This window comes from Propionispora sp. 2/2-37 (assembly GCF_001298735.1).
GTDB lineage: Bacteria > Bacillota > Negativicutes > Propionisporales > Propionisporaceae > Propionispora.
This window is the reverse complement of record NZ_CYSP01000010.1, coordinates 125258-145894: the sequence shown is the minus strand read 5'-3', so window position 1 is coordinate 145894 and position 20637 is coordinate 125258. Positions and strand designations below refer to the sequence as shown.

Genomic DNA, 20637 nt, shown 5'->3' with positions numbered 1-20637 from the left:
TACACCTCCTACGCTATTGTCGACGAACGCTTAACCTAACCATCGTTCATCCCTGCCAACACTTCCTGCCAAGTGTACATGCCGCCTTCTCTTTCCAGAAAGATATTTTTCGTATCGCCCACCGCTTCCGCATACCGCTTTACGATCACAGCTGCGTACCTTGGATCGAGTTCCATCAGATAGGCGCTGCGGTCTATCTGCTCACAGGCAATTAAGGTAGAGCCACTGCCGCCAAATAAGTCCAGTACAATCCCATTGACCTGGGAGGAATTGCGGATAGGATAGGCCACAAGCTCAACCGGCTTGGTGGTCGGGTGCAGCTTGGATTTTACCGGGCGGTCAAACTCCCATACGGTGCTCTGTTTTCTATCGGAATACCACTTGTGTTTTGCGGTGTCTTTGAAGGCGTAAATTATCGGCTCATGGCGCATCTGATAATCCATCCTGCCGATTACTAGGGAGTTTTTCACCCAAATACAGGTGGTGGAGTAATGAAAGCCGGCATTGACCGTTGCGTTATAAAAATTCACCTTTTCCGCATCGGAGTGGAAAATATAGATGGCCCCGCCATCGACAAGATGATTGTATGCGTTCTTCATTGCCGCAAGCAAAAACTCATAGAATTTTTTAGATTCCATGTTATCGTTCATGATGGTCATTCCTGTGCCGCCTTCATAGGAGCAGTTATACGGCGGGTCGGTGACGACCAGATTGGCCTTTTTCCCATTCATTAAAATTGCCACATCTTCTGCTTTGGTGGCATCGCCGCACATTAGCCGGTGTTTTCCCAAGTGCCATATGTCTCCCGGTTTGACAAAGCTTTCTTCTTGCAGGGCGGCATCTATATCAAAGTCGTCATCTTTGCAGTTTTTGTTATGCACGCGGGTCAGTATCTGGTCAATTTCCGGCGCTTCAAAGCCCGTAAAATCGGTATTGAAGTTGGCTGCCTTAAGGTCCACTAATAGTCCGGCCAGCAAATTCTCATCCCAAGCGCCGGTGATTTTATTAAGGGCGATATTTAGCGCCTTGACCTTATTCTCGTCTTTAATTTCAACTACCACACACTGCACTTCGGTATATCCCAGGTCTTTCAGAACCGTCAGCCGTTGGTGGCCGCCGATAACCGTCATATCGTAGTTGACGATGATAGGGTCTACATAGCCGAACTCTAAAATGGAGTTTTTGATTTTTTCATATTCCTTGTCTCCCGCCTTCAGCTTCTTGCGGGGGTTGTATGCCGCCGGGCGCAAAGCATCCACCGGCAACGACTGCCATTTCATTTCACTCATGGATTACCTCCTCCTCGTACCGGGCGGGGCTTACATACGGCTCTCTGCCTTCTTCCTCCCGCCAGAACCTGTCATGCACGTAACATTCGTGGCTGCAGTATTTTCTGTTTTTGTTGCCGTATACGGTGAATTGCCGGCCGCAATAAACGCAGGTCTTTTTATAAATGGCCGTTTCCTTTTTCTTTAGGTCCTCCGGATGGGCGGCCCACCACTGTCGCCGGCATTTTTCCGAGCAGAATTTCCGTTTCCGTCCCATGCCCGGCTGCTGGATAGTTTTGCCACAGCACCTACAAACGCCGCCCTGCTGCATTTGTTCTTGCTTGTTGACTGCTACTACGGGGCCATAGCCTTCTAAACCCTGGTCTTTGCAATAGTTGCGGACTTTGTCGCGGGAAAGGCCAAGAATGGCAGCAATGGCTTTATAGCCGATTCCTTTCAGGCGAAACTCCAGGATTTGTTTGGCTTGAGCGTCTGTCACTTTTTCACTTCCTTTTCGCGGAATTTTTGCATGAAAAAAGGCCGCAAAACCTTGCGTCTCAGCAAGTGTTTTACAGCCTATGCGTTAATTACCACGCAAAAAAGGCAACGGGAAACACAGATAACAACTGGTTTCCCGGCGTTTCGGGGGTATCCCCCCTATTAAATTCTGCGATTTTTCGCGCGAAAGGGGGCGGCGGCTACAACCCTTGTGGCACCTGGGTTTTTAGACCCCCTCCCCCTATAGGGGATAGTTTACCACCCATGAATGCGCAAACATATTGGATAGTGCAAACATATTCGTCAAAAAGTATATTCTGGATACTGGTCCTGCGTCCGGGTTTTCCGGTCATGACATTACACTTTAAATCACCCATTGACTTATATGTATCTTATAAGTATAATATAAGCATCTCATAAGTCAAGGAGGCTGTGTTCTATGACTCAATCCCGAGTTGTTGTTTTAAACGAGACAAAAATTGGTAACCCAGGTGAATGGAATCTGTGTTTTCAATATTGCCGATATGAGTACGGTGATGGCAATGAAGAAAATGGATATAGATTCATCTGGCGTAGACCTAATGGTAATCTTCAAGGCGCTAGAGGGCAGGCTCGCATACCTTCCATTTCAGACATACTGCTTTTAACAAGCAAAGCTATGGCCGAAGGATGGGGTTCTCACAATTGTGGAACAATAGGCTTTGACTACGCTGATGATTAAATATTAACCGTAAAAATAGGGACGTACAGAAAGACGTACAGTCCTTATTTTTTATATGTATACTCAATATATCTGTCTTTATTTCTCGTCTTTCTATCATGGCACTTTTTGCAAAGCGGCTGCCAATTGCTCTCATCCCAAAACAGCGTCGCATCTTTCCGGTGTGGCTTGATATGATCCACAACAGTTGCCGGGGTCAACTTTCCGGCCCGCTCGCACTCCGCGCAAAGCGGATGCTTGGCCAAGAACTGCTTTCTAACCTTTTGCCACCGGCTGCCGTAGCCGCGCTCACTGGCGCTTTCCCGGTCATGGGCATGCAGCTTGGCATGCAGTTCACAATAGCGAGTGTTCGTTAAACGCGGACAGCCCGGATGCTTGCACGGCTGTTTTGGTTTCATGGGCATAATCTTCAGCCACCTTTGCCTGAAAAAAGCCCTCAAAGCCTATTGCTCCAAGGACTTTCTTATCTTGCTTACTCTCCCATGATACTATTCTACAACGTCAAAATGCCCCAAAACGGACATTTCCGGACATTTTATAAAAAAATCTATGCGACAACTTCTATTCATCCAGAGTGTGCTCCGCACCAATTGCTAGGCAATATACCGTCATCAAATTTATTGCGTTTTCTTGGTTTCTTTGTTATTATTATTTTAGGGATAATTATATCTTTTTCGGCATACTATATATGGAGATGATTACTATGCTAGCAAAGGCCATGGAGCGTGGGCATATGGATAGAAAAATAATCAGCGTTTCAAAAAAACGCCAGATAACTATCCCGCTGAAATTTTTTAAGCAGCTTGGTCTCGAGAATGAAGTCGAATGCTTTGTACAGGATAACTCGCTTGTTATCCGTCCTATTCGCAGCGACCAGACGGAGTTCTCTGTAGAAATATTAAAAGACCTTATCGCTCAAGGTTTCACCGGCGACGAACTTATCCGTCGCTTCGAAGTGGAAAGTAAGAATATTAAAAGAGCTATCAGCATCATGATTGAGGAGTCTGAACGTATTGCTTCCGGCGAAACTCCAGCGGCTTCCTTTGATGACGTGTTTGGCAAGGAAAACTAACTATGTACGAATTGCTGTTTAGTCCCGCCGCAGAACGCTATTTTAAGAAGATTAAAGACAAACAATTGCTTGCCAAATTCAAGGCCGCTTTACTCCTCATTAAAGAGAACCCGTATATTGGACAAGCCAAGCGCGGCGATTTGTCCGGCATTTATGGCTACGATGTTTATTATGACAAGACCAACTATGAAATTGCTTACTCCATTTTTGAAATCGACGGCAAAAAAGTAGTTGTCTTGCTTGCCGGCACTCGCCAAAATTTTTATGAAGAACTCAAACGGCTAATTAAAAACTGATGCCCAGAAATAAAAAGTCCTTGAAGCAATGAAGCTTTTAGGACTTTTTCTCATTTTGCTTATTCTCCCATGATACTATTTTACACCGTAAAAATAGCCCAAAACGGACATTTCCGGACATTTTACAAATAATTTAGTTCTGCCGCCACCGAGTAGACGATGTACTGTTTCCAGCGCCGGATGGTGCGTTCATCTACGCCCAGCTTGTCTGCCAGCCCAGAGGTCGTGTACCGGCTTTTCCAGTATTCTTCCATGACAGCCTGCTTATCGTGGCACAGGCGCTGGTAGGTTTTTTCAATTGCGTTTTTGGTTTTTTCAAGTTCAACTATTTTCCTGTCCATGCTAATTTTGATAGCTTTGCTCGCCGTGCTGTTGCTTAAAGTGCTGCTTCGCTTTTCTTGTTTTTCCGGTGTTGCCAGGATAATGTCGTTTTTTAGGCGGCTGAGTTCTTTTAAGATGTTCTTATACTGGCGGATTTCTTGCTCGACATACTTGAAGGTGTTTTTACTCAGGCGATGTTTTTTGATGCAGATGGCCACGTATTCTTCATGGTCAATGTTGAGTCCGTCGCAAAGGGCCGCGCACCAGGCGGAATGGATAAACCGCTTGGCATCGCAGTGTTCGGCATCTATTTTGTTAAAGCCGCAGGTGTCTTTAAACGTACACCATGCCGGGCAGCCTTTGTCGTTTGCATAGTCGTCGCAGGCTTTCTTTAAAATACTGGCAATCAGCCTTCTGGCCCCGATATCATCTATACTCATTTTCGTCCCTCCCCATTCGTGCTTTTACAGCGCTTAAAAGTGCCGCTTGGCCGGCTTCTTTTTTGTCTAGCGCCGCCATGACGTCTTCATCAATGGTGTCTTTGGCAATGATGTGGTGCACCACCACGGTTTCTGTTTGTCCCTGCCGCCAGAGCCGGGCAATGGTCTGTTGGTAAAGTTCCAGGCTCCAGGTCAGGCTAAACCATACTAAAGCCGCGCCGCCTGTTTGCAAATTCAGGCCATGCCCCGCTGACGCCGGATGGATCACCGCTACGGGGATTTTCCCGGCATTCCACCGCCTGATGGAGTCGGCACTGTCCAGCGGCTCGGCAGGCAAGCGCTTATATATCCGCTCAAGGTCGTGTTTGAACCAATAGGCGACTAATACCGGTTTGCCGTTTGCCGCTTCGATGATGTCCTCCAGCGCTTCCAGCTTGCGATCGTGAATGGTTATGGCACTGCCGGTTTCGTCGTATACCGCCCCACTGGCCATTTGCAAAAGTTTGTTCGATAGCGCGGCGGCACAAGCAGCGTCAATTTCCTGGCCTTTTATGGAAAGCACCAGTTCGTCTTTGAGCGTTTGGTAATGCCGCCGCTCTTCAGACGACAGCCTAACGGCGATTTTATTCATCACCAGCGGCGGCAGTTTTAGGTAGTCGGTGTTTTTCATGCTGATGGCAATATCGGCGATCTGCCGGTAGATGGCTTGTTCGGCGCCGGGTTTGGGTTTATATGAAAATACCATCTGCTGATTTCGCTTGTCCGGTATGAAATAGGCACTCCGGTAATTGCCGATGAACCGGCCCAGCCGTGCTCCCAGATCCAATAGGCGAAACTCGGCCCATAAGTCTATTAAGCCGTTAGCCGCCGGGGTGCCGGTAAGGCCGATGATGCGTTTTATTTTAGGCCTTACCTTTAACAGGCTTTTGAACCGCTTAGCCTGATGGGATTTGAAAGATGACAATTCGTCGATGACAACCATGTCAAAGTCAAAAGGCAGCCCGCTTTCTTCAATGAGCCACGGCACATTTTCGCGGTTGATGAGGTAGATGTGGGCTTTTTTCGCCAATGCTAGGCGGCGCTTTGCTTCACTCCCGACTGCGACGGCATAGGTAAGGCCTTTCAGGTGATCCCATTTTTCAATCTCTGCCGGCCAGGTGTCCCTGGCAACGCGCAGCGGGGCGATGACCAGCGCTTTGCGGATTTGGAAGCTGTCTAAAATCAGGTCGAAGATAGCGGTAAGGGTAATGACGGTTTTACCCAGGCCGCAGTCGAGAAACAGCGCTGCCGTAGGATGGTTTAGGATATATTCAATGGAGTATTGTTGATAGGTATGCGCCACAAACTTCAGGTGGCATCACCCCCTCTCGTTATTGCGGCAAGCAGGCGGGGTATCTCTTCCTCATCGTCTAGGACATACACCCGGCACCCCAGCCGCCTTAAGAGTTCATGCCTTTTTACTTGCAGCGGCCGGGGTTTCAAGCCAGGCGCTTTCACTTCCACGAAAGCAATTCTTCCCATGGGTAAAACCACTAGGCGGTCGGGCATTCCAGCAAACCCCGGCGATATGAGCTTCATGGTAATCCCACCGGCTTTCTTGACGGCTTTGACCAGTTTTTGTTCGGTGTATTTTTCTCTCATTGTTCACTCCATGCGTTTTTCAGCTTTCATTCCCGCTGGAACTTGGAACACTGGGAACGCTTGAGTTCAAGACAATATCAATCAGTTTTCCTGACCCACACGATCTGTGGGCCGTAACCTTTTGTCTTTCCATTCGTTTGCCCTCTTAGTGATTTGACTTGTTCTTGTTCTGAGTTGTTCCCTAAAGTTGTTCCTGCTCGAAGCCTTGATTTTACTAGGCTTTGAAGGATTGCTGCAACAACTTGCACAAAATTTTCTTATACGCGCGTATACGCGTGCATACGCGCACACGCGCACAGGTAACATCTCTCTTATATATAAAAAATTTAATCTAATATAGATAAGTTGTTCACTTGTTCTAGACAACCGTTTCCCCTAGTAATTTCAAGCATTTTTAGCGGTAACAACTTTAGGCACAACTCAAGAACAAGCGGTGGGTTGTTCTGCGCGGACTGCTTATCGGCAATTCAACTAGGGCAAATGCCGAGCGCATCACAGTAGCTAGCGGCTTGAACTCATGATTTTACTGTGGATTGCCTATTCTAGTTTGTCCGATGGTAATAACGCTGTTTGCCGTAAATTGGCAGTGATATGTGTTTGCCTGTTTTCTCCCAGCCTTCAATCCGCTCCATAATTGCTGCAATTGCATAGCTGTCCACCGGTTTTAGGTCTTCTTGCTTTTTGCCAAAGCACTCGCACCAAATTTCAATATTGGTGACTGTTTGGCGGTGGGTTTTGCCTTGCGGCAATGTCAGTTCATCCGGGGAGTGGATATACTCTCGCCGCTCGTAAACGTTCATCGTCTCCCAGTTGTCGGGAAGCGGCGTGTCCAAGTATTTGCGCACCAAGCCCTCACGTTCATCCATCTCCATGGCTTCGCGCTGCTCGGCTTTGGCGAGTTTTTCTAATTCAGCATCCAGGTAGAGTTTTTCGCCGGCTTTCACATAAACAAGCGCTTCCGCCCAAATCTGCCGAACATCAGCGTCGGTTAACTGCCAAGTGCGTTTAATGCCGTTGCCTGGTGTTTTGACTGTCCAAAAGCGGCGGTTGCCGGTAATGTCACGGAGATATCCTTTCTCGGAGTTAGTCGTCCCAAAAAATACGCACTGTCTGGGATGAGAGGTAACGCGCCGCCCGAAACTAGCACGGTACTTATCGTCTTGACGCGAGATGAACGCTTTCACCTTATCGATGTCGGCTTTCTTCATCCCGGCCAGTTCACCGATTTCAAGGAGCCAGTATCCTTGCAATTTTTCGGCGGCGGTTTTGTCGTTCATATCCGTAAGCGACAGGCTGTCGGAATACCAGTCGCCGCCTAACTTGGCAATGAGTGTTGATTTACCCGCTCCTTGCGGGCCGTTCAAAACGAGGATGTTGTCAAATTTGATGCCAGGATTAAGCACCCGGGCAACGGCGGCGCAAAGTGTTTTTCGCATTACTGCACGGACATAACGGTTATCTTCCGCCCCAAGATAAACGGTTAAGAGCTTTTCTACCCGCGGCACACCATCCCACGGCGGCAGTGAGTTTAAATACTCGCGGATTGGATGGTATGAGCGGTCATCAGCCACTTTGGTGACCGCAATTTCATAATTGCGGGATGAGAATGTGCCGTAATTAGAGTCGATGTAGCTGATAAGTTGGGCATCATCTGCATCGCGCCAAAAACGGCTGGGATGTTTCCACGGTACTTCACCCTTGATTTCTAGGTTATCTGCAAGCTGGTTGAACACTATCCCCTGCAGGTTTGGATCGTTTTCCAAGATGAGCCTGATATTATGCAGATTATTTAGCAAAAGCCCGCTTTTATCTCGCTGCAAAGCCTTTATCCAATCAGTGTCTGCGGTAAATTCCAAGCCAGCCTGTTTTTTTCGCTCGGCAAGCAAAATGGCGTTGACCCGCTCGTCTTTAACGGCAAACTCGCACATCGCCTTATATGACGCTTTCTCGTCAAGATCGCCGAATCTGTGGATGCGCACAAGGTCAAACGCATTAAGGAGCCTGCCGCAGGCTGGGTCGGTGGCGTGGTGGGAATAGGCCCATTTGCCGTCATAGAGCACAACTCCGGCGGTGCTGTCGGCAGGAATGTAGTCATAGCGGCCGGTAATGGCTGACGGCTCGTAGATGTCGCTTAGGAACACCGCTATGGCATCTTCAATCGAATAGGCCCGGCAAAAGGCGCCGACGATGCCGGTTTTAGCCAAGGGGTCTTGCTGCTCGGCCTTTTCGCGCTGCTTTACTTCACTTTCCCGGGATGATAGCGGCCATTGGGTTACATCCCGCCAATCTTCATACATCGCAAGATAGGTATCCGGATTTAGCGGCTCGCCGTCATTTTCGGCAAAGAAGAAGTCGGCGTTTGCCGGGCAAGAGGCCCAGTACATCATGCGGTTAGCTTGGTAGGTGGTGTCGTCAAAGTAGTCCAGGCCAATTTGTTTGGCCACCATCCGCATGAGCGCCGGATACTCGTCTTCGGTTACTTCACGCCCCAGCCGGATGACGATCCGGTAGCGCGGCGCGGCGGGTGTATGGCTGTGGGTAGAGTAGATAAAATAATCGTTGCCGGCAAGGGCTTGTTTTACCAGGGCCGGAAAGTCGGTATCGGCTGGGATTTTGTCCGCATCGAGCGCCCCAAGGGTGCGGCAGAGGACGTTTCCGTTCTTACGGATGCCGCCCTTTAGCCAGCCACCCACGAAGCCGCCATGGTCTTTGGCCGCATCGCGCTCGGCTTTGGGGAGTTTGGGGTATTCTTCTGCCGTTTCCGAGGTGCGCACTGGGCTGCGGTTTCGTTCTTTCAGGTAACGCCAGGGCCGCTCTTGATTTTTGTATTTTTTATCCGTTTTGCGATTGCAGACGGATATCTTAACGAGATAGTCCATGGGGCATTACCTCCTCGCATCGGCTGTTCCAATACCTGATAGGTAGACCGCGTTTTCTAGCTTCGGCTATTTCCCGGCTCATGCCGTCGGAGATCCGGCTGCCAAACACCCATACCTCATTGCATTTCCCCAGCAAAACCAGCGCGAAAAACAAACCCAACTCGCGCTGCTGGCGGTCACTTTCGTCCATGAACTGCGGAAACAGGAGATGTGGGGCCAAAGGGATGCATCCCTTGCTGATTGCAAACCGGCAGTACCCCCGCGCACGACTGATGTTGTATTCAGTCTCACCGGCGAAAGGAGAGCAGATATAGACGAGCGGGCGGTATTGCTTGACCTTTTCCTCCCGCGCCACATTTGATAACGCTTCGGCGACGGTGGGGTCCGGATAGCCTTCGCTGTTACGCCTGTCCATCAGCCCACCCCCTCACAGCGCTTCCGGCTGCATTCGGCGCAGTAAACCGCCGTACCGTACAAGTCGCTTTCACCGCCCTGCAGCAGTTCCACAAGGTCGATGGCAAGTTCCCTGCCACATTCGGGGCATCGGGTAAACACGTTATCATCGTGGATTTCGGCAGTTAAATCGACTGCGTCGTTGATTTGCGTTTTGATATAAAACATTTTAATAGCCTCCTTGCGTTATGCTGTTTTTTCCATTAGCTTTGCCTTGTACCATTCCAGATAGCGTTTGCGCTGTTCATAGTCCGGTACGGCAACTAAAAGCCCGATATCGACCTTTTGCAGCGTCTCCAGCATCCGAACTTGGTCATCAGTTAGGTAAGGACGAATGCTTTTGCCTTTTTCCAGCCCGTGAGCTTCTCTGAACTGTTTTGCCGTCATTCCGGTAACGATGCGGTTAATCATGTCACATTCGTTGCTAAAGTGATATGGTTTGGGATTTTCATGCAGCAGCCGGATATTTTCCGTCAGCAGCGGAAAATCCTTACGGGCAGTAACAAGGGTTTGGATAAAGTTTTCCATCTCGTTGAAGCGTCGGATATACAATTCTTTAAACCGCATTGCCTTTTTGCCGGTGTACCCCATAACCAGCATGGTAAAACCGTCACGGGTCATCATGTAGCAAGGCAGTTTTCTCCCAGTGCTGTCCCGGTAAAAGGTCCGCTCAAAATTGGATTGAGTGAAGTCTTCGCTTAATCCAGATTTGGTGTCAGTGATTCTCGCTATGTCACGAAGAACGTGAAAATGCTCTTTCTCAAAATATTTGGCGACATACAAGCTATCTACCCGGGCGGTATCGTTGGCATCCGCAAATACTCCATATTTGTCTTTGGGAACGAGTTCTTTCATTGCATAACCTCCAATCTCGAAGGCATCGATGCCTTCTAATTATCAAAGGACAGTTCGCCGCTGTTTGAGTACCATAACCGTCATTTTTTTTTGTGCCTTTTTCGCTATATGCCAAGAAAAGGAGCAGAATCGGACGGTTTCACAAAATATTTTCTTAGTCTTTTTTATAAAACGGGCACATAAAGCCATCGGCACGTAAAATAAGTCCTTTTGCCCAGGGCGGAGTTTCAGCCATGATTCGGCACACTTCTTCTGGGGAAACGCCGTTTGTCACTTCAAGCACCACTTCATCATGCACGCTCATCACAATGGGGAAGCCCGCGCTATTAAGCCGCCCCATGGCGTGACAAAGGATGTCGCGGCTTATTGCCTGCACGATGTTTTCGACGAGTTTGGGGCCGTAGGTTTCGATGCGCTTCCACTTTTTCGCAACGCCCACCCCTTCATAGGTCACGCAGTCTGAGCCGAATTGGTTTATGCCAATTCGGGGCTTCACATAGGCAAGCCGCCGGCCGGATGGCAGGGTAATGAAAAGCATGCCGCTCTTACACTCAAAACGGATGCCATGGGTTGAAGATGTTGTCCGTTCCCTAACCGCGGTCATGGCCGCTTTATCTACACCCCACCACAGTTTTACGATGTTGGGATTGGCTGATCGCCACGCCGCCACCAGCGGCCGAAGTTCCTCTTCGCTGAGGCCCATGTCTAATGCCCCCATTGTTTTGAGCGCCCCGACCGAGCCGCCATATCCCAGGGCCAGTTCTGCAATTTTCCCTTTCTGCCGGAGCGGGCTGCCCTTGGTGATTTCTTCAATCGGGACGTGAAACATCCGGCTTGCTGATGCTTCATAGATTTTGCCGTGGGTAGCAAATACCTCATTGCGCCACTTTTCACCGGCAAGCCAGGCAATAACCCTAGCTTCGATCGCGGAAAAGTCTGCTACGATAAACTTTAGGCCCGGTTTGGGAATAAAGGCAGTACGGATGAGTTCTGACAGCACCGCCGGCACGGAATCGTAGAGCATATCTAGCGCGGCGAAGTTGCCGGACTTAACAAGGCTGCGGGCCTGTTCCAGATCGAGCATGTGGTTCTGAGGCAAGTTTTGTAATTGTATCAACCGGCCGGCCCACCTGCCGGTGCGATTGGCGCCGTAAAACTGGAACATCCCGCGAGCGCGTCCGTCGGCGCAGACGGCGTTTTCCATCGCCATGTATTTTTTGACCGATGATTTTGCCAGCGACTGCCTGAGCTCTAGCGCCTTGCCAAGCGGCTCCGGCGCAGTCTTCAAAAGTTCCGTCACTGCCTTCTTGCCCAGCGTGTCGGTTTCAAGTCCATGCTCGGCAAGCCACCGCTTCATCTGCGCCACCGAGTTGGGATTTTCCAGTTCCGTGAGTTCGCGCATCAGGCGGGTCAGTTCGGCTCGTGACCGTTCATCCGCTTGAATGGCGGACTGGACGAACGGCATGTCGAGAGCCACGCCACGGTCGTTTATCGCCTGGTCGATGTGGTATTCAGCCCATACGCTGTCCGGCACAGGAAACTTTGTCAGCTTTTCCTGAATGGACATCTCGGTTTCCACATCACGGCGGTTGTATGCCTTGAATGCGGCCCACTTGTCTGGAGCATGGCTCGGCAGGTTGCGCGTCCGCTGTCCGTTGGCGGCGGTGGGTTTACATGGTTGGCAGAAATAGCGGATGAGGTCTCTTCCCTCCGCAAGTTTCTGTTTCTCCAAGCCCAATACCATGCCAGACCCTTCGAGAGAGAGGGGCAGGCCCATATAGGCCGCCCATACCATCGTGCAGCGCCATGACCGCGGGTCTAGATATTGACCAGTAGGTAACCCCAGCCACTTTGACAGGCAAATTCGTTCGAACTGGGCGTTGAAAGCCCATTTCATCACGTTCTCATCTGTCAGTGCGGCGACAATTTCAGGTGGTATCGTTTCTCCATTTGCAAGGTCGACTACCTTAATCTCACCGCCGTCAATGGAATATCCAAAAAGAATGATTTCGAAGTCAAGTGACTCGACATATTTGTAAACACCTGATTTTCCAAGGTCGACTGACGAATAGGTTTCCAGATCCAGCGAGAGTGATTTTATGTGATTCACCGATATATCTTCTGTTTTGACAGAAGCCGCAGAGGGAGCGGCGTTTACTCCCTCTGCAGCAATTTGCCTGGACCTCACGACAGGAAGTCCTCATCAGGGTCGGTGGCGAAATCGTCAGCAGCGCTTGTCTTGCCGCCGAGCGGCTCCCCGTCGCGAATTTTCTGGATGTTGCCAAGACCGCAGGCGATGCCGCGGTTGCCGTTGGAATTGAAGGCATAGAAGTTGACACTGACCCTCGCGTACACGCCGGAGTAGACTTCCGAGCGGTTCAGGATAGGGTTGAGTGACTTGTCCACGATTTCCGGCGCTGTGCTACTGTTGGCATTCACGAAATAGCAGTTCGTGTAGGCTGCATCGTCGGGACGGTCAATATCACCATCGCGCAGCGGGAGTTTCAGAGCGGCCTTGTTCGGAATCTTGCCGCCAAATTTGCCGCGCCCTTCCTCAATTGCCGCATCAATTGCCTTTTGAATAGCGCTGATAGTCTTGTTATCCGACTTGGGAATGATCAAGCTTACGCTGTATTTTGGCGTACCTCCATTGATAGATTTGGGCTCGTGTACATTGGCGTAGGACAGGCGCACCACACCGGTGACGACCTTTGTTGGATTGACTCGACTTCCCGTATTGACTCTGTTGGCTGCATTCGACATAGTTCATTCCTCCATAAAATCAATTTTTGCACTTGATGCATTTATTGCCGGGCGCTTGTCCGAAAGCGGCACCAGCGTCGGCTTACCTGGCGGTCTTTCGATAAAAGCGCCGAGGATTTCCTGAAATTTAGCCTTGCCCATAAGCCGTTCCATCTCGGTGATGGTAATAAGGCTCTGGCGATAGATGTCGCGGTATCCGGCCGCTTTTGCCGCTTCCGCAACAGCATCTTCGTTAGCATACTTGCGGTTGGAGCGCCCCTCAACCAGCTTGAACCCGCTCCACTCCTTGCCGTAACTAACCGCCGCCTCCAGCGCGTAAGCCTTGATGTCATTTGCCCACGCGGTGAGGTCGTCCAGCTTGGAGAGGATCTCCTCAATCTCCCCGTCTGTTAAAAGCGGCGGCAAGGCAAACTCAAACCGGGCAAGGCTGAGTTTTTCCTCCGCACGGGCGCGGCACTTAACCGCCGCCCGGCAGAACTGACAGTATTCACCAGGAACGTACTCACCTTCACCTTTGAAAGCCTTTTCTGCCGTATGCTTAAGAGTATCCTCCGCCCATTGATACAGACTGTCCTTGTTCACCTTATGAGTGCTGATATTCTCGCGGCGGGGCTGGTAGATGGTCATAGACACCGTGTCGATGTCATAGATGTTGTCAAATAGTTCCAAAGCACCGAGGGCATACAGCTTCATCTGTGGGTTGTCCTCAGCTTCCACCAAAACGCCCTGGCCGTGCTTGTAGTCCACGATGTGGAGCGTTCCGTCCGCAATGATCACGCAGTCGCCGGTGCCGAAACCGTCCGGCACATACTTGGAAAAGTCCAGACGCTGCTCAATTAGCACCTTGGGGTCAGGGCAGGTTTGTTTTGCCTGTTCGATAAGTTCCAGCACGAACTCTACGTAACCATCCGTGTAGCTGTCCATCTCGTCGGAGTCGTACTTGGAGACGGGTTTTTTCGAGCGCATCTTCAGCGCGCGCCGCAGCTTATGTTCCGCAAGTGCATGGGCGGCCGTGCCTTCGGCTGCGGCTTCTCCGCTATTATCATCAAACTCACGCTCCAACCGCGCGGATGGAGTGCAATTCAGCCAGCGATGCGCGCCGGAAGCGGACAGCAGAGCATGTTGTTTTTCTCCGTTCATTTCAGGCGCTCCGCATCCGCCAGCAGCGCGGCATAGTTCGCCGGATCGATCTGACTGAGTTTTGGCGCACCGTACTTCTCCAGCAGCATCCGCACCTCGGCGGTATGACCCTGCTGGCTTTTGTCAGCCAGCACCGCACGAACCTCTTCCAGCGTGACCGTCTTTGCCTTCGGCTCCGTTTCCTTCGCGGATACTGGCGTTTCCGGTTGAGCCGCTTCAGTAGGTCCATTGTCCGTCATTGTATCAGCGACCGCCTGAATGCTGGCCGCAAGGGAACGCAAGTCACGAGCCAGGTTTAGCAGCAGCTTGGGTTGAATCATAACTCTCACCTCCTTCTTCAATGATTGATAGCGCTTTTACGCTGTCCCCAGGGATAATAACCGTCAGCCGCCGCTTGTCGCCAAAAAGCATCCGGAGCAGCTTTTCCCGGACGGTGACGTGCCGACAACCAACAATCCCGCCGTCTTTCGGTTCCTTGGAAACACTGATTTTGAGCATGTGCTTCATATGGATCACCTTGCCTTTCCGAAGGCTGATTATGTGTGCCTTCTAATGTAAGCCTTGGGAAAGGTCAATTTCGGACGATCTATTCTAAACTTTTCTTCATTTTGTTAATTGCTCGATTTACAGCATGGCGAATAGCGGATTCGTCCTTGCCCTCCAGGGCGGCGAGATCTGTATACGACCAACCTTCCAGAAAGCACTTGCGTATTAGGTATTTCTGCCGATCATTAAGGCAGGACATGACGTGGCTGACGACTTCAGATTCAATAAGATCTGCGAGAAGGTCGGTACCATCGCTGAAATAGCGGATGTCCTCGTATTCAAAGGTGGATAGCTGTGAGTGACGATCATGGCGCGAATTCTTGCGATCGTTCTTTTTCTCCGCTTCGATTGACTCCAGATAAAAGGTTCCGACTTCCTCGGACACTTCTAGTTCAATGATTTTGCCGTTGGCATCTTTGTAATTGATTAACATTGTTTTCCTCCTGCGATTTTCAAAAGTTGGCTTGAAAATCCGCAGGAGGCCGATGTCTCAAATCCGTAGAAACAAAAAGAAACGGGCGGGAACACCAGTGATTGGTGTCATCCTGCCCGTCTCGCGGTTCTGCGGATTTTCGCTATTGACTTGTATTTAGGTTAAGCGACTTCTGTGTTAATGATTTCTGCCGTGCCATCCGACTTAAAACGAATCAGCGTCTTACAGCCTTTATATACGATTTCGACAATTCCAGCTTTTTCGTCTAAACGACAGACCAGCTTGCCTTTGCTGTTCCTTATATCTCGCACTGCATTGGCTCTCCTTTTCCGAAAAGTACGGCTTGTCTAACCGTCTATGTAAATTTTAATGATTGCGCCTTTCGAAGTCGTATCATGCAATGTCAGAGCAAAACCGGCTAATATAACAGGTTTTGCAGTTTTCTGGATAATGGCTGATTTTGTAGATTGGTACAAATTTGAAGTATCTGCTGTATCCAGCTCGCTTGAATTTCTGACATCTCATGTCAAAGACTTTTGAAAAAAAGCAAAAAAAAAACCGTACACCTTTTCAGATGTACAGCATTCAAAGAATTTTCCTGTCATCAAGCTGTCCTAAGAGGCAACTTTCCAGAAGGCTCAATTTCCAGCGATGCATAAGCTGCGTTAAAATCGTGTACGGACATAATTTTGTAGGTATCGAATATAAGGCTATAAGCAAAATGTTTTGGAGAGTTTTGCAGCTTGTGTCCTGCCAAAGCCAATAATTCCTCTCTTTCCATCGAACTCAGTTGCAATCCAATGCAAATAGCCAGCACTGTTTCAACGGAAGGATGATTTGTCTCATTACGCATTATCCGATAGTAGTTGTTTGGTTCCAGTTGAGTTCTTTCTGCAAAAATAGTGGCATTCCATTTTTGGGCAGCCATATGTTCTGCGGCGCGCTGCGAAAACGTTTTTGTTGTAGCAACAAAGCGGGCATACTTTTTCTCAAACTCCTCCTTAAAGGTCGCCGCATTTTCAATTACAAGATCGTTTTGTACGTTATGTGTATACTTCGGCAGTTTCTTGCTTGAAGTTTCAACACGGGTTAATAACCCCATCATATTTGAAGGGACTTTTCCCGCACTTCCGAAGTCAAGGTTTATAGTATATGTAAATATTAAGGTGCACTCTTCCGGGTGCTGTCTTGCATATGGAGTAAGTCGTAATTCTCCATCGTCATTTTTGTAAACATATTTCTCATTATCAATGACAAAAGCATTCTCTACATAACGGAAGCGCCCCCGCTGGAGTGTTTCGCGGAATTGCTCATTTTTGCTGTATTCATAAAAAGCATTACCCATGTTAATACGGCGCGTGAGAGGGCGGTCGCTTGATTTAACCGTAAGCGGATGCGTGTCAGCATCCCACTCAAAAGCACCGTTGTTATCATAATTATAGATTTCCAGAGAATCTTCATAACTCATGAACCCTAAATCAACCATACGGTATTTAGCAGATTCTTTTGACACACGGAAAAACATGGCTAATTCATCTACAATATCAGTTAGTACTGCTATGCGATTCGGATTTTCTGTTGAATAAGAATGTGCAACAAAAAGCTCTTGCAGCTTTATTTTTGTCGTTATTTTGGGCATGAGTATCCGAGGAGCGATACCCCTTGCCTGATTTTCCATTCTTTCCTCGTCGCGCGACAAGTCATCGTTACCATTAAATCCGCGAACTGGACACCGGAATGCAATATCCGAATCAACTGCTTTTTTGCGTAAATTGCTAAAATAGTTACGATGAATAAACCAATGAACGCATTCGTGCGCCATTGTGTTATTTTCGCGTCCCTCATTATTTATAGTACAGTCGATTAAAACTGTGCCTCGCTTAACATCAAAGGCAATAGTTCCCTTTGTGCCAGGATCATAAACTTCGATTTGGCCATCAAAAAAAGCAATAGTTCCTAATACATCGCGGTTTTCGGAAAGTTGCTCAGTATCAATAACCGTCAATTGGATTTTCTTCCTGGCGATGTCGAATATCGGAACAGCCATTGGCATCGTCAAAGCTTCCGGGCAGTATTTTTTCAAAAAGTCTTCTGCAACTTCGTCATAGTTGTCCCTATAGACGTTAATGGGTACAAAAGACTTCGGATCATAATAATAATTCATATGCCCCTCTCCGTAACAATTCGAGAATTTTTTCGGAACGAGAGACAGGGCGGCGCTGGATTGCGCACGACCCTGTTATTACCAGCTTTTTGTCTCTAATTTCCTTCTCTCAGTGTCCGATAGATTTCTTCCATAAACACATTTGTAATGCGTTCACGCAGTTCTGCGTTTCCCAAAAGCAACGTATAGAAATCTACATTCTGCTCATATCCCGCAACAAGAGCGTCAGAAACGCTGTCCTCATAGATAAATTTGAAGTCAGAAAGCGGGTTGTTTTTTGCGCTCGCCTTCAGCCGCTCGTCCTGAAGCAGGAGGTCGCGAATCTGCAGCGCTGATTTTGAAGCAACACCTGGTTCGTATTTGTTGCCGTATATGGCGTTTATCTCATCTATAATGACGGAGAGCATTTTTAGCTGCTGTATTTCTGGCTCGGCCGCTTTTGGTTTTTTCATTTTGACTTCCGGCTTAGACTCAATGTCCGGGTTTGTATTGACCGAAGTCTGTTTCTGCTCAAAGTCGCTTACCGTTATCTTGTCCGCAATCTCAAAGTCATTGCCGCCCCTAACTTCAATTTCTTTCACCAGATAGGAAAGGAAATTGTACCGCTTATGCAAGTCTACGTTTTCATAGCAGGTTGCCTGAATAAGGAAGCAATAAGACTTCAGAAAACGGCGGATCGTTGTACGGATAGCGCCCTGCTCTTGATCAGGCTTTTTCCTAACCTCCTGCAGGGATTTATCAAGAAGCGACCACATCCGTGCCTTTTCCTTTGAGGTACGCTTCGGCAGGTAGAGCAGGTCGTTAAACTCGTCTATATCTCTTTCATTAAGGATGTCATAACGTTCGATTTCTTGTTCCAGTTCCCGTATGTCGGACGGGGAGACGGTTTGGAACAACTCCGTATCCTCGTAATACGGTGAAAATGCACTTTGGATATCTGCATACTCATTCTTGAAATCCAGTACAAACGTCCTTTTGTCATAAGGCGGGCAGATTCTGTTGAGCCGCGACAATGTCTGCACTGCTGAAACGCCTTTCAGTTTTTTGTCAACATACATCGCTACCAGTTTCGGTTGATCAAAGCCCGTCTGGTACTTATTCGCCACCAGCAGGACTTGGTAGATGCTTTTGTCAAATTCCTCGCGCAGCGCTTCTTCGCTGAAAGCATTCATAGAAGCCTCTGTGTACGATGTGCCGTTTATTGTTACCTTGCCGGTAAATGCTACGAGGGCACGAATGTTCGTATAACCGTGCAACTCAATGTATCGCTCGAATTCCTTTTTATATTTAACCGCCGCTTCCCGTGATGACGTAACCACCATAGCTTTCGCCTTGCCGCCAAGGGAAGGCGAAACATTACGCCGGAAATGCTCAATGATAATTTCAATCTTTTGCGAAATATTGGTATCGTGCAGATCGATAAATCGCGCAATTTTCTGTTTTGCAGTAATGGACTGTAATTCCGGGTCTTCCTCAATTGCTTTATTCAAGGTGAAGTAGGTTTTCCAAGTGACATAGTTGTCAAGCACATTAAGTATATATCCTTCCTCAATGGCCTGTCGCATGGTGTAAAGGTCGAAAGCTACCTTTTTACCCTTGTCGTTCAGCGTGCCAAAAAGCTGTATCGTGCCAGGCTTTGGTGTTGCGGTAAATGCAATCATGGACACGTTTGGCTGCTTGCCGCTTTTCTGTATCTCCTCAATAATTCTATCTTCAACGGTCTTCTCATCGTCGTCATCCGGATCAACATCGTCTATGCCATCAAATTTTACTCGTTGTGCCTCGCCGCCGGACAGCGTTGTAGTGACCGCTTGCATAAGCATTCCTTCGGTGGAGGAATGCGCCTCATCTATTAGAACGGCAAATGTCTTATCCTTCAGACCGCCGAGCAGATTATTATCCATGATGTAAAAAAACTTATGCACCGTTGTGACGATGATTTTCGTGTTACCACGGAGCGCATCGGCCAAATCGCCCGAATCGCAATTATCATCCATAACTTTTAACTGGCCGCTTTTATGTTCTATCCCCATAACTGCGTCCTGCAGTTGACGGTCAACGATTATACGGTCAGTTATGATGATAATGTTGCTAAAAACATTTTTGTCGTTTGTATCATGCAGGGAAGCAAGGATGTGGGCAAGCCATGCGATGGTGTTCGTTTTTCCTGAACCTGCCGAGTGCTCAATTAAATAATTACAGCTAGTACGGTTCTTGCGGATATCCGCTGTCAGTTTCTCAATAGCTCGAAGCTGGTGAAAGCGTGGAAATATCAGAGATTCCGGTCGTGTAACTTTGCCGGTGTCCGGGTTTTTCTTCTCTTTTTTCTCTATGAAAATGAACCGCTCAATCAACAAAGCGATTTTATCTCTTGTCCATATGTCTTCCCACATATAGGAAACGTTGATGCCGTTTTCGTTGTGGGGATTCCCTTTGCCTACCGAATAGGGCTTGTCCTCAGCTTTAGGCCGCCCCATATTAAACGGCATGAAAAAGGACGATGTACCTTTTAGCTGCGTACAGAAATATACTTCGTTTAAGTCCATAGCGAACGCCGCAAAAACACCGCTTTTGAATTTAAATAGGCGGGTATTGTAATCGCGTCGCTTGTATTGATTTATAGCGTCCTCATAGCTCTGACCGGAAGTATTGCATTTGAGTTCCACTGTGAAAATCGCCAGCCCATTGAGGAACAATACAAGGTCGATACGCTCGCCCTCTTTGTGCCAAACCTCCTCCATAACCGAAAGAATATTCTTTTTGTAGAGTTCGGTCTGTTTTGGGTTGTATGAAGTGGCAGGACGGCGGTACATAAGTTCTATCTTGACGCCGTTGTCGAACTCCACGCCGTTCTTAAACACATCGACAAGGCTACGGCTTTTTTTATTTATTTCCTGATTAATATAGTTGATAATGGTTTTTTCCGTCCTGTCGCCGTAAAACTTGCGCAGCTTTTCCATTTTATCCGGCTGAGTATTTTCCAGAAAACTGAACAGCAAACCGATATCCATAGCGTAATCGGCGCTGTAATCTGTTTTGGAATTACGGATTACAAAACCGTTTCGGTCGTGCAGTTCTTCCAAAATCAGCTTCTGGTAATCCTCTTTTTCCCTTAGCTGGTCTGCTCTTACCGGCATGATTATCTCC

Annotated in this window: 22 protein-coding genes; 3 read left to right on the top strand and 19 right to left on the bottom strand. The window is 48.4% G+C overall.

Going from position 1 to position 20637, the window contains the following annotated elements; genetic code table 11:
• Positions 1–35: 35 nt before the first annotated feature.
• Both P22_RS12260 and P22_RS12255 read right to left on the bottom strand, forming a co-directional pair.
• On the bottom strand, positions 36–1280 hold the full coding sequence (locus P22_RS12260) for a site-specific DNA-methyltransferase (protein ID WP_054260583.1): 1245 nt from the start codon (positions 1278–1280) through the stop codon (positions 36–38).
• A 1-nt stretch (position 1281) separates the two neighbouring features.
• Positions 1282–1767, bottom strand: a complete 486-nt coding sequence (locus tag P22_RS12255) for a helix-turn-helix transcriptional regulator (protein WP_054260526.1) — start codon at positions 1765–1767, stop codon at positions 1282–1284.
• 438 nt (positions 1768–2205) lie between these two features.
• Here P22_RS12255 and P22_RS12250 point away from each other — a divergent pair, with 438 nt between their 5' ends.
• Positions 2206–2487, top strand: a complete 282-nt coding sequence (locus tag P22_RS12250) for a hypothetical protein (RefSeq protein ID WP_054260525.1) — start codon at positions 2206–2208, stop codon at positions 2485–2487.
• A 44-nt stretch (positions 2488–2531) separates the two neighbouring features.
• On the opposite strand, the gene P22_RS12245 is transcribed toward P22_RS12250, so the two are convergent.
• Positions 2532–2891 carry an HNH endonuclease gene (locus P22_RS12245; protein WP_054260524.1) on the bottom strand — a complete coding sequence of 120 codons (360 nt, stop codon included), beginning with the start codon at positions 2889–2891 and terminating at the stop codon, positions 2532–2534.
• A gap of 299 nt (positions 2892–3190) precedes the next feature.
• Between P22_RS12245 and P22_RS12240 the strand changes: the two genes are divergently transcribed.
• A complete protein-coding gene (locus tag P22_RS12240; protein WP_054260523.1) occupies positions 3191–3559 on the top strand; it encodes an AbrB/MazE/SpoVT family DNA-binding domain-containing protein in 369 nt (122 codons plus the stop codon).
• Positions 3560–3561: 2 nt separating this feature from the next.
• Positions 3562–3855, top strand: a complete 294-nt coding sequence (locus P22_RS12235) for a type II toxin-antitoxin system RelE/ParE family toxin (protein WP_054260522.1) — start codon at positions 3562–3564, stop codon at positions 3853–3855.
• Between the two features lie 122 nt (positions 3856–3977).
• Here the strand turns inward: P22_RS12235 and P22_RS12230 are convergent, their stop codons facing one another.
• The 16 genes from P22_RS12230 to P22_RS12160 form a co-directional block, all read right to left on the bottom strand.
• Positions 3978–4616, bottom strand: a complete 639-nt coding sequence (locus tag P22_RS12230; RefSeq protein WP_054260521.1) for a hypothetical protein — start codon at positions 4614–4616, stop codon at positions 3978–3980.
• Complete coding sequence (locus tag P22_RS12225) at positions 4603–5967, bottom strand: DEAD/DEAH box helicase (RefSeq protein ID WP_054260520.1); 1365 nt, start codon at positions 5965–5967, stop codon at positions 4603–4605. Before P22_RS12225 ends, P22_RS12230 begins: the two co-directional genes overlap by 14 nt.
• On the bottom strand, positions 5964–6257 hold the full coding sequence (locus tag P22_RS12220) for a VRR-NUC domain-containing protein (protein ID WP_054260519.1): 294 nt from the start codon (positions 6255–6257) through the stop codon (positions 5964–5966). Before P22_RS12220 ends, P22_RS12225 begins: the two co-directional genes overlap by 4 nt.
• Before the next feature lie 542 nt (positions 6258–6799).
• Positions 6800–9136, bottom strand: a complete 2337-nt coding sequence (locus P22_RS12215) for a virulence-associated E family protein (RefSeq protein ID WP_054260518.1) — start codon at positions 9134–9136, stop codon at positions 6800–6802.
• Complete coding sequence (locus tag P22_RS12210; protein ID WP_054260517.1) at positions 9120–9551, bottom strand: DUF7768 domain-containing protein; 432 nt, start codon at positions 9549–9551, stop codon at positions 9120–9122. Before P22_RS12210 ends, P22_RS12215 begins: the two co-directional genes overlap by 17 nt.
• The gene (locus P22_RS12205) at positions 9551–9757 is read right to left on the bottom strand and encodes a hypothetical protein (RefSeq protein WP_054260516.1); all 207 of its coding nucleotides are present in this window, start codon (positions 9755–9757) and stop codon (positions 9551–9553) included. The genes P22_RS12210 and P22_RS12205 overlap by 1 nt, the downstream gene beginning before the upstream one ends.
• 18 nt (positions 9758–9775) lie before the next feature.
• Complete coding sequence (locus P22_RS12200; protein ID WP_054260515.1) at positions 9776–10444, bottom strand: Rha family transcriptional regulator; 669 nt, start codon at positions 10442–10444, stop codon at positions 9776–9778.
• A gap of 154 nt (positions 10445–10598) precedes the next feature.
• Positions 10599–12545 carry a DNA polymerase gene (locus tag P22_RS12195; protein WP_054260582.1) on the bottom strand — a complete coding sequence of 649 codons (1947 nt, stop codon included), beginning with the start codon at positions 12543–12545 and terminating at the stop codon, positions 10599–10601.
• An 83-nt stretch (positions 12546–12628) separates the two neighbouring features.
• On the bottom strand, positions 12629–13207 hold the full coding sequence (locus tag P22_RS12190) for a DUF2815 family protein (protein ID WP_054260514.1): 579 nt from the start codon (positions 13205–13207) through the stop codon (positions 12629–12631).
• A gap of 3 nt (positions 13208–13210) precedes the next feature.
• The gene (locus P22_RS12185) at positions 13211–14347 is read right to left on the bottom strand and encodes a DUF2800 domain-containing protein (protein ID WP_054260513.1); all 1137 of its coding nucleotides are present in this window, start codon (positions 14345–14347) and stop codon (positions 13211–13213) included.
• On the bottom strand, positions 14344–14667 hold the full coding sequence (locus tag P22_RS12180) for an rRNA biogenesis protein rrp5 (RefSeq protein ID WP_054260512.1): 324 nt from the start codon (positions 14665–14667) through the stop codon (positions 14344–14346). The genes P22_RS12185 and P22_RS12180 overlap by 4 nt, the downstream gene beginning before the upstream one ends.
• The gene (locus P22_RS12175; protein WP_054260511.1) at positions 14630–14854 is read right to left on the bottom strand and encodes a hypothetical protein; all 225 of its coding nucleotides are present in this window, start codon (positions 14852–14854) and stop codon (positions 14630–14632) included. The genes P22_RS12180 and P22_RS12175 overlap by 38 nt, the downstream gene beginning before the upstream one ends.
• 79 nt (positions 14855–14933) lie before the next feature.
• Entirely contained in the window at positions 14934–15326 is a 393-nt protein-coding gene (locus P22_RS12170) for a sigma factor-like helix-turn-helix DNA-binding protein (protein WP_054260510.1), read from the bottom strand.
• Between the two features lie 161 nt (positions 15327–15487).
• A complete protein-coding gene (locus P22_RS20925) occupies positions 15488–15637 on the bottom strand; it encodes a hypothetical protein (protein WP_172675840.1) in 150 nt (49 codons plus the stop codon).
• Positions 15638–15930: 293 nt separating this feature from the next.
• Positions 15931–17490: an ImmA/IrrE family metallo-endopeptidase gene (locus P22_RS12165; RefSeq protein WP_054260509.1), complete on the bottom strand. Its 1560-nt coding sequence runs from the start codon at positions 17488–17490 to the stop codon at positions 15931–15933.
• 95 nt (positions 17491–17585) lie between these two features.
• Complete coding sequence (locus P22_RS12160; RefSeq protein ID WP_054260508.1) at positions 17586–20627, bottom strand: DEAD/DEAH box helicase family protein; 3042 nt, start codon at positions 20625–20627, stop codon at positions 17586–17588.
• Between the last annotated feature and the right edge of the window lie 10 nt (positions 20628–20637).

Excerpts from the sequence above, each read along its gene's own strand:
- P22_RS12250 (WP_054260525.1), top strand. The coding sequence starts at position 2,206 with ATGACTCAATCCCGAGTTGTTGTTTTAAACGAGACAAAAATTGGTAAC.
- P22_RS12220 (WP_054260519.1), bottom strand. The coding sequence starts at position 6,257 with ATGAGAGAAAAATACACCGAACAAAAACTGGTCAAAGCCGTCAAGAAA.
- P22_RS12165 (WP_054260509.1), bottom strand. The coding sequence starts at position 17,490 with ATGAATTATTATTATGATCCGAAGTCTTTTGTACCCATTAACGTCTAT.
- P22_RS12170 (WP_054260510.1), bottom strand. The coding sequence starts at position 15,326 with ATGTTAATCAATTACAAAGATGCCAACGGCAAAATCATTGAACTAGAA.
- P22_RS12160 (WP_054260508.1), bottom strand. The coding sequence starts at position 20,627 with ATGCCGGTAAGAGCAGACCAGCTAAGGGAAAAAGAGGATTACCAGAAG.
- P22_RS12200 (WP_054260515.1), bottom strand. The coding sequence starts at position 10,444 with ATGAAAGAACTCGTTCCCAAAGACAAATATGGAGTATTTGCGGATGCC.
- P22_RS12230 (WP_054260521.1), bottom strand. The coding sequence starts at position 4,616 with ATGAGTATAGATGATATCGGGGCCAGAAGGCTGATTGCCAGTATTTTA.
- P22_RS12190 (WP_054260514.1), bottom strand. The coding sequence starts at position 13,207 with ATGTCGAATGCAGCCAACAGAGTCAATACGGGAAGTCGAGTCAATCCA.
- P22_RS12235 (WP_054260522.1), top strand. The coding sequence starts at position 3,562 with ATGTACGAATTGCTGTTTAGTCCCGCCGCAGAACGCTATTTTAAGAAG.
- P22_RS12240 (WP_054260523.1), top strand. The coding sequence starts at position 3,191 with ATGCTAGCAAAGGCCATGGAGCGTGGGCATATGGATAGAAAAATAATC.
- P22_RS12180 (WP_054260512.1), bottom strand. The coding sequence starts at position 14,667 with ATGATTCAACCCAAGCTGCTGCTAAACCTGGCTCGTGACTTGCGTTCC.
- P22_RS12210 (WP_054260517.1), bottom strand. The coding sequence starts at position 9,551 with ATGGACAGGCGTAACAGCGAAGGCTATCCGGACCCCACCGTCGCCGAA.
- P22_RS12215 (WP_054260518.1), bottom strand. The coding sequence starts at position 9,136 with ATGGACTATCTCGTTAAGATATCCGTCTGCAATCGCAAAACGGATAAA.
- P22_RS12205 (WP_054260516.1), bottom strand. The coding sequence starts at position 9,757 with ATGTTTTATATCAAAACGCAAATCAACGACGCAGTCGATTTAACTGCC.
- P22_RS12185 (WP_054260513.1), bottom strand. The coding sequence starts at position 14,347 with ATGAACGGAGAAAAACAACATGCTCTGCTGTCCGCTTCCGGCGCGCAT.
- P22_RS12245 (WP_054260524.1), bottom strand. The coding sequence starts at position 2,891 with ATGCCCATGAAACCAAAACAGCCGTGCAAGCATCCGGGCTGTCCGCGT.
- P22_RS12175 (WP_054260511.1), bottom strand. The coding sequence starts at position 14,854 with ATGAAGCACATGCTCAAAATCAGTGTTTCCAAGGAACCGAAAGACGGC.
- P22_RS12260 (WP_054260583.1), bottom strand. The coding sequence starts at position 1,280 with ATGAAATGGCAGTCGTTGCCGGTGGATGCTTTGCGCCCGGCGGCATAC.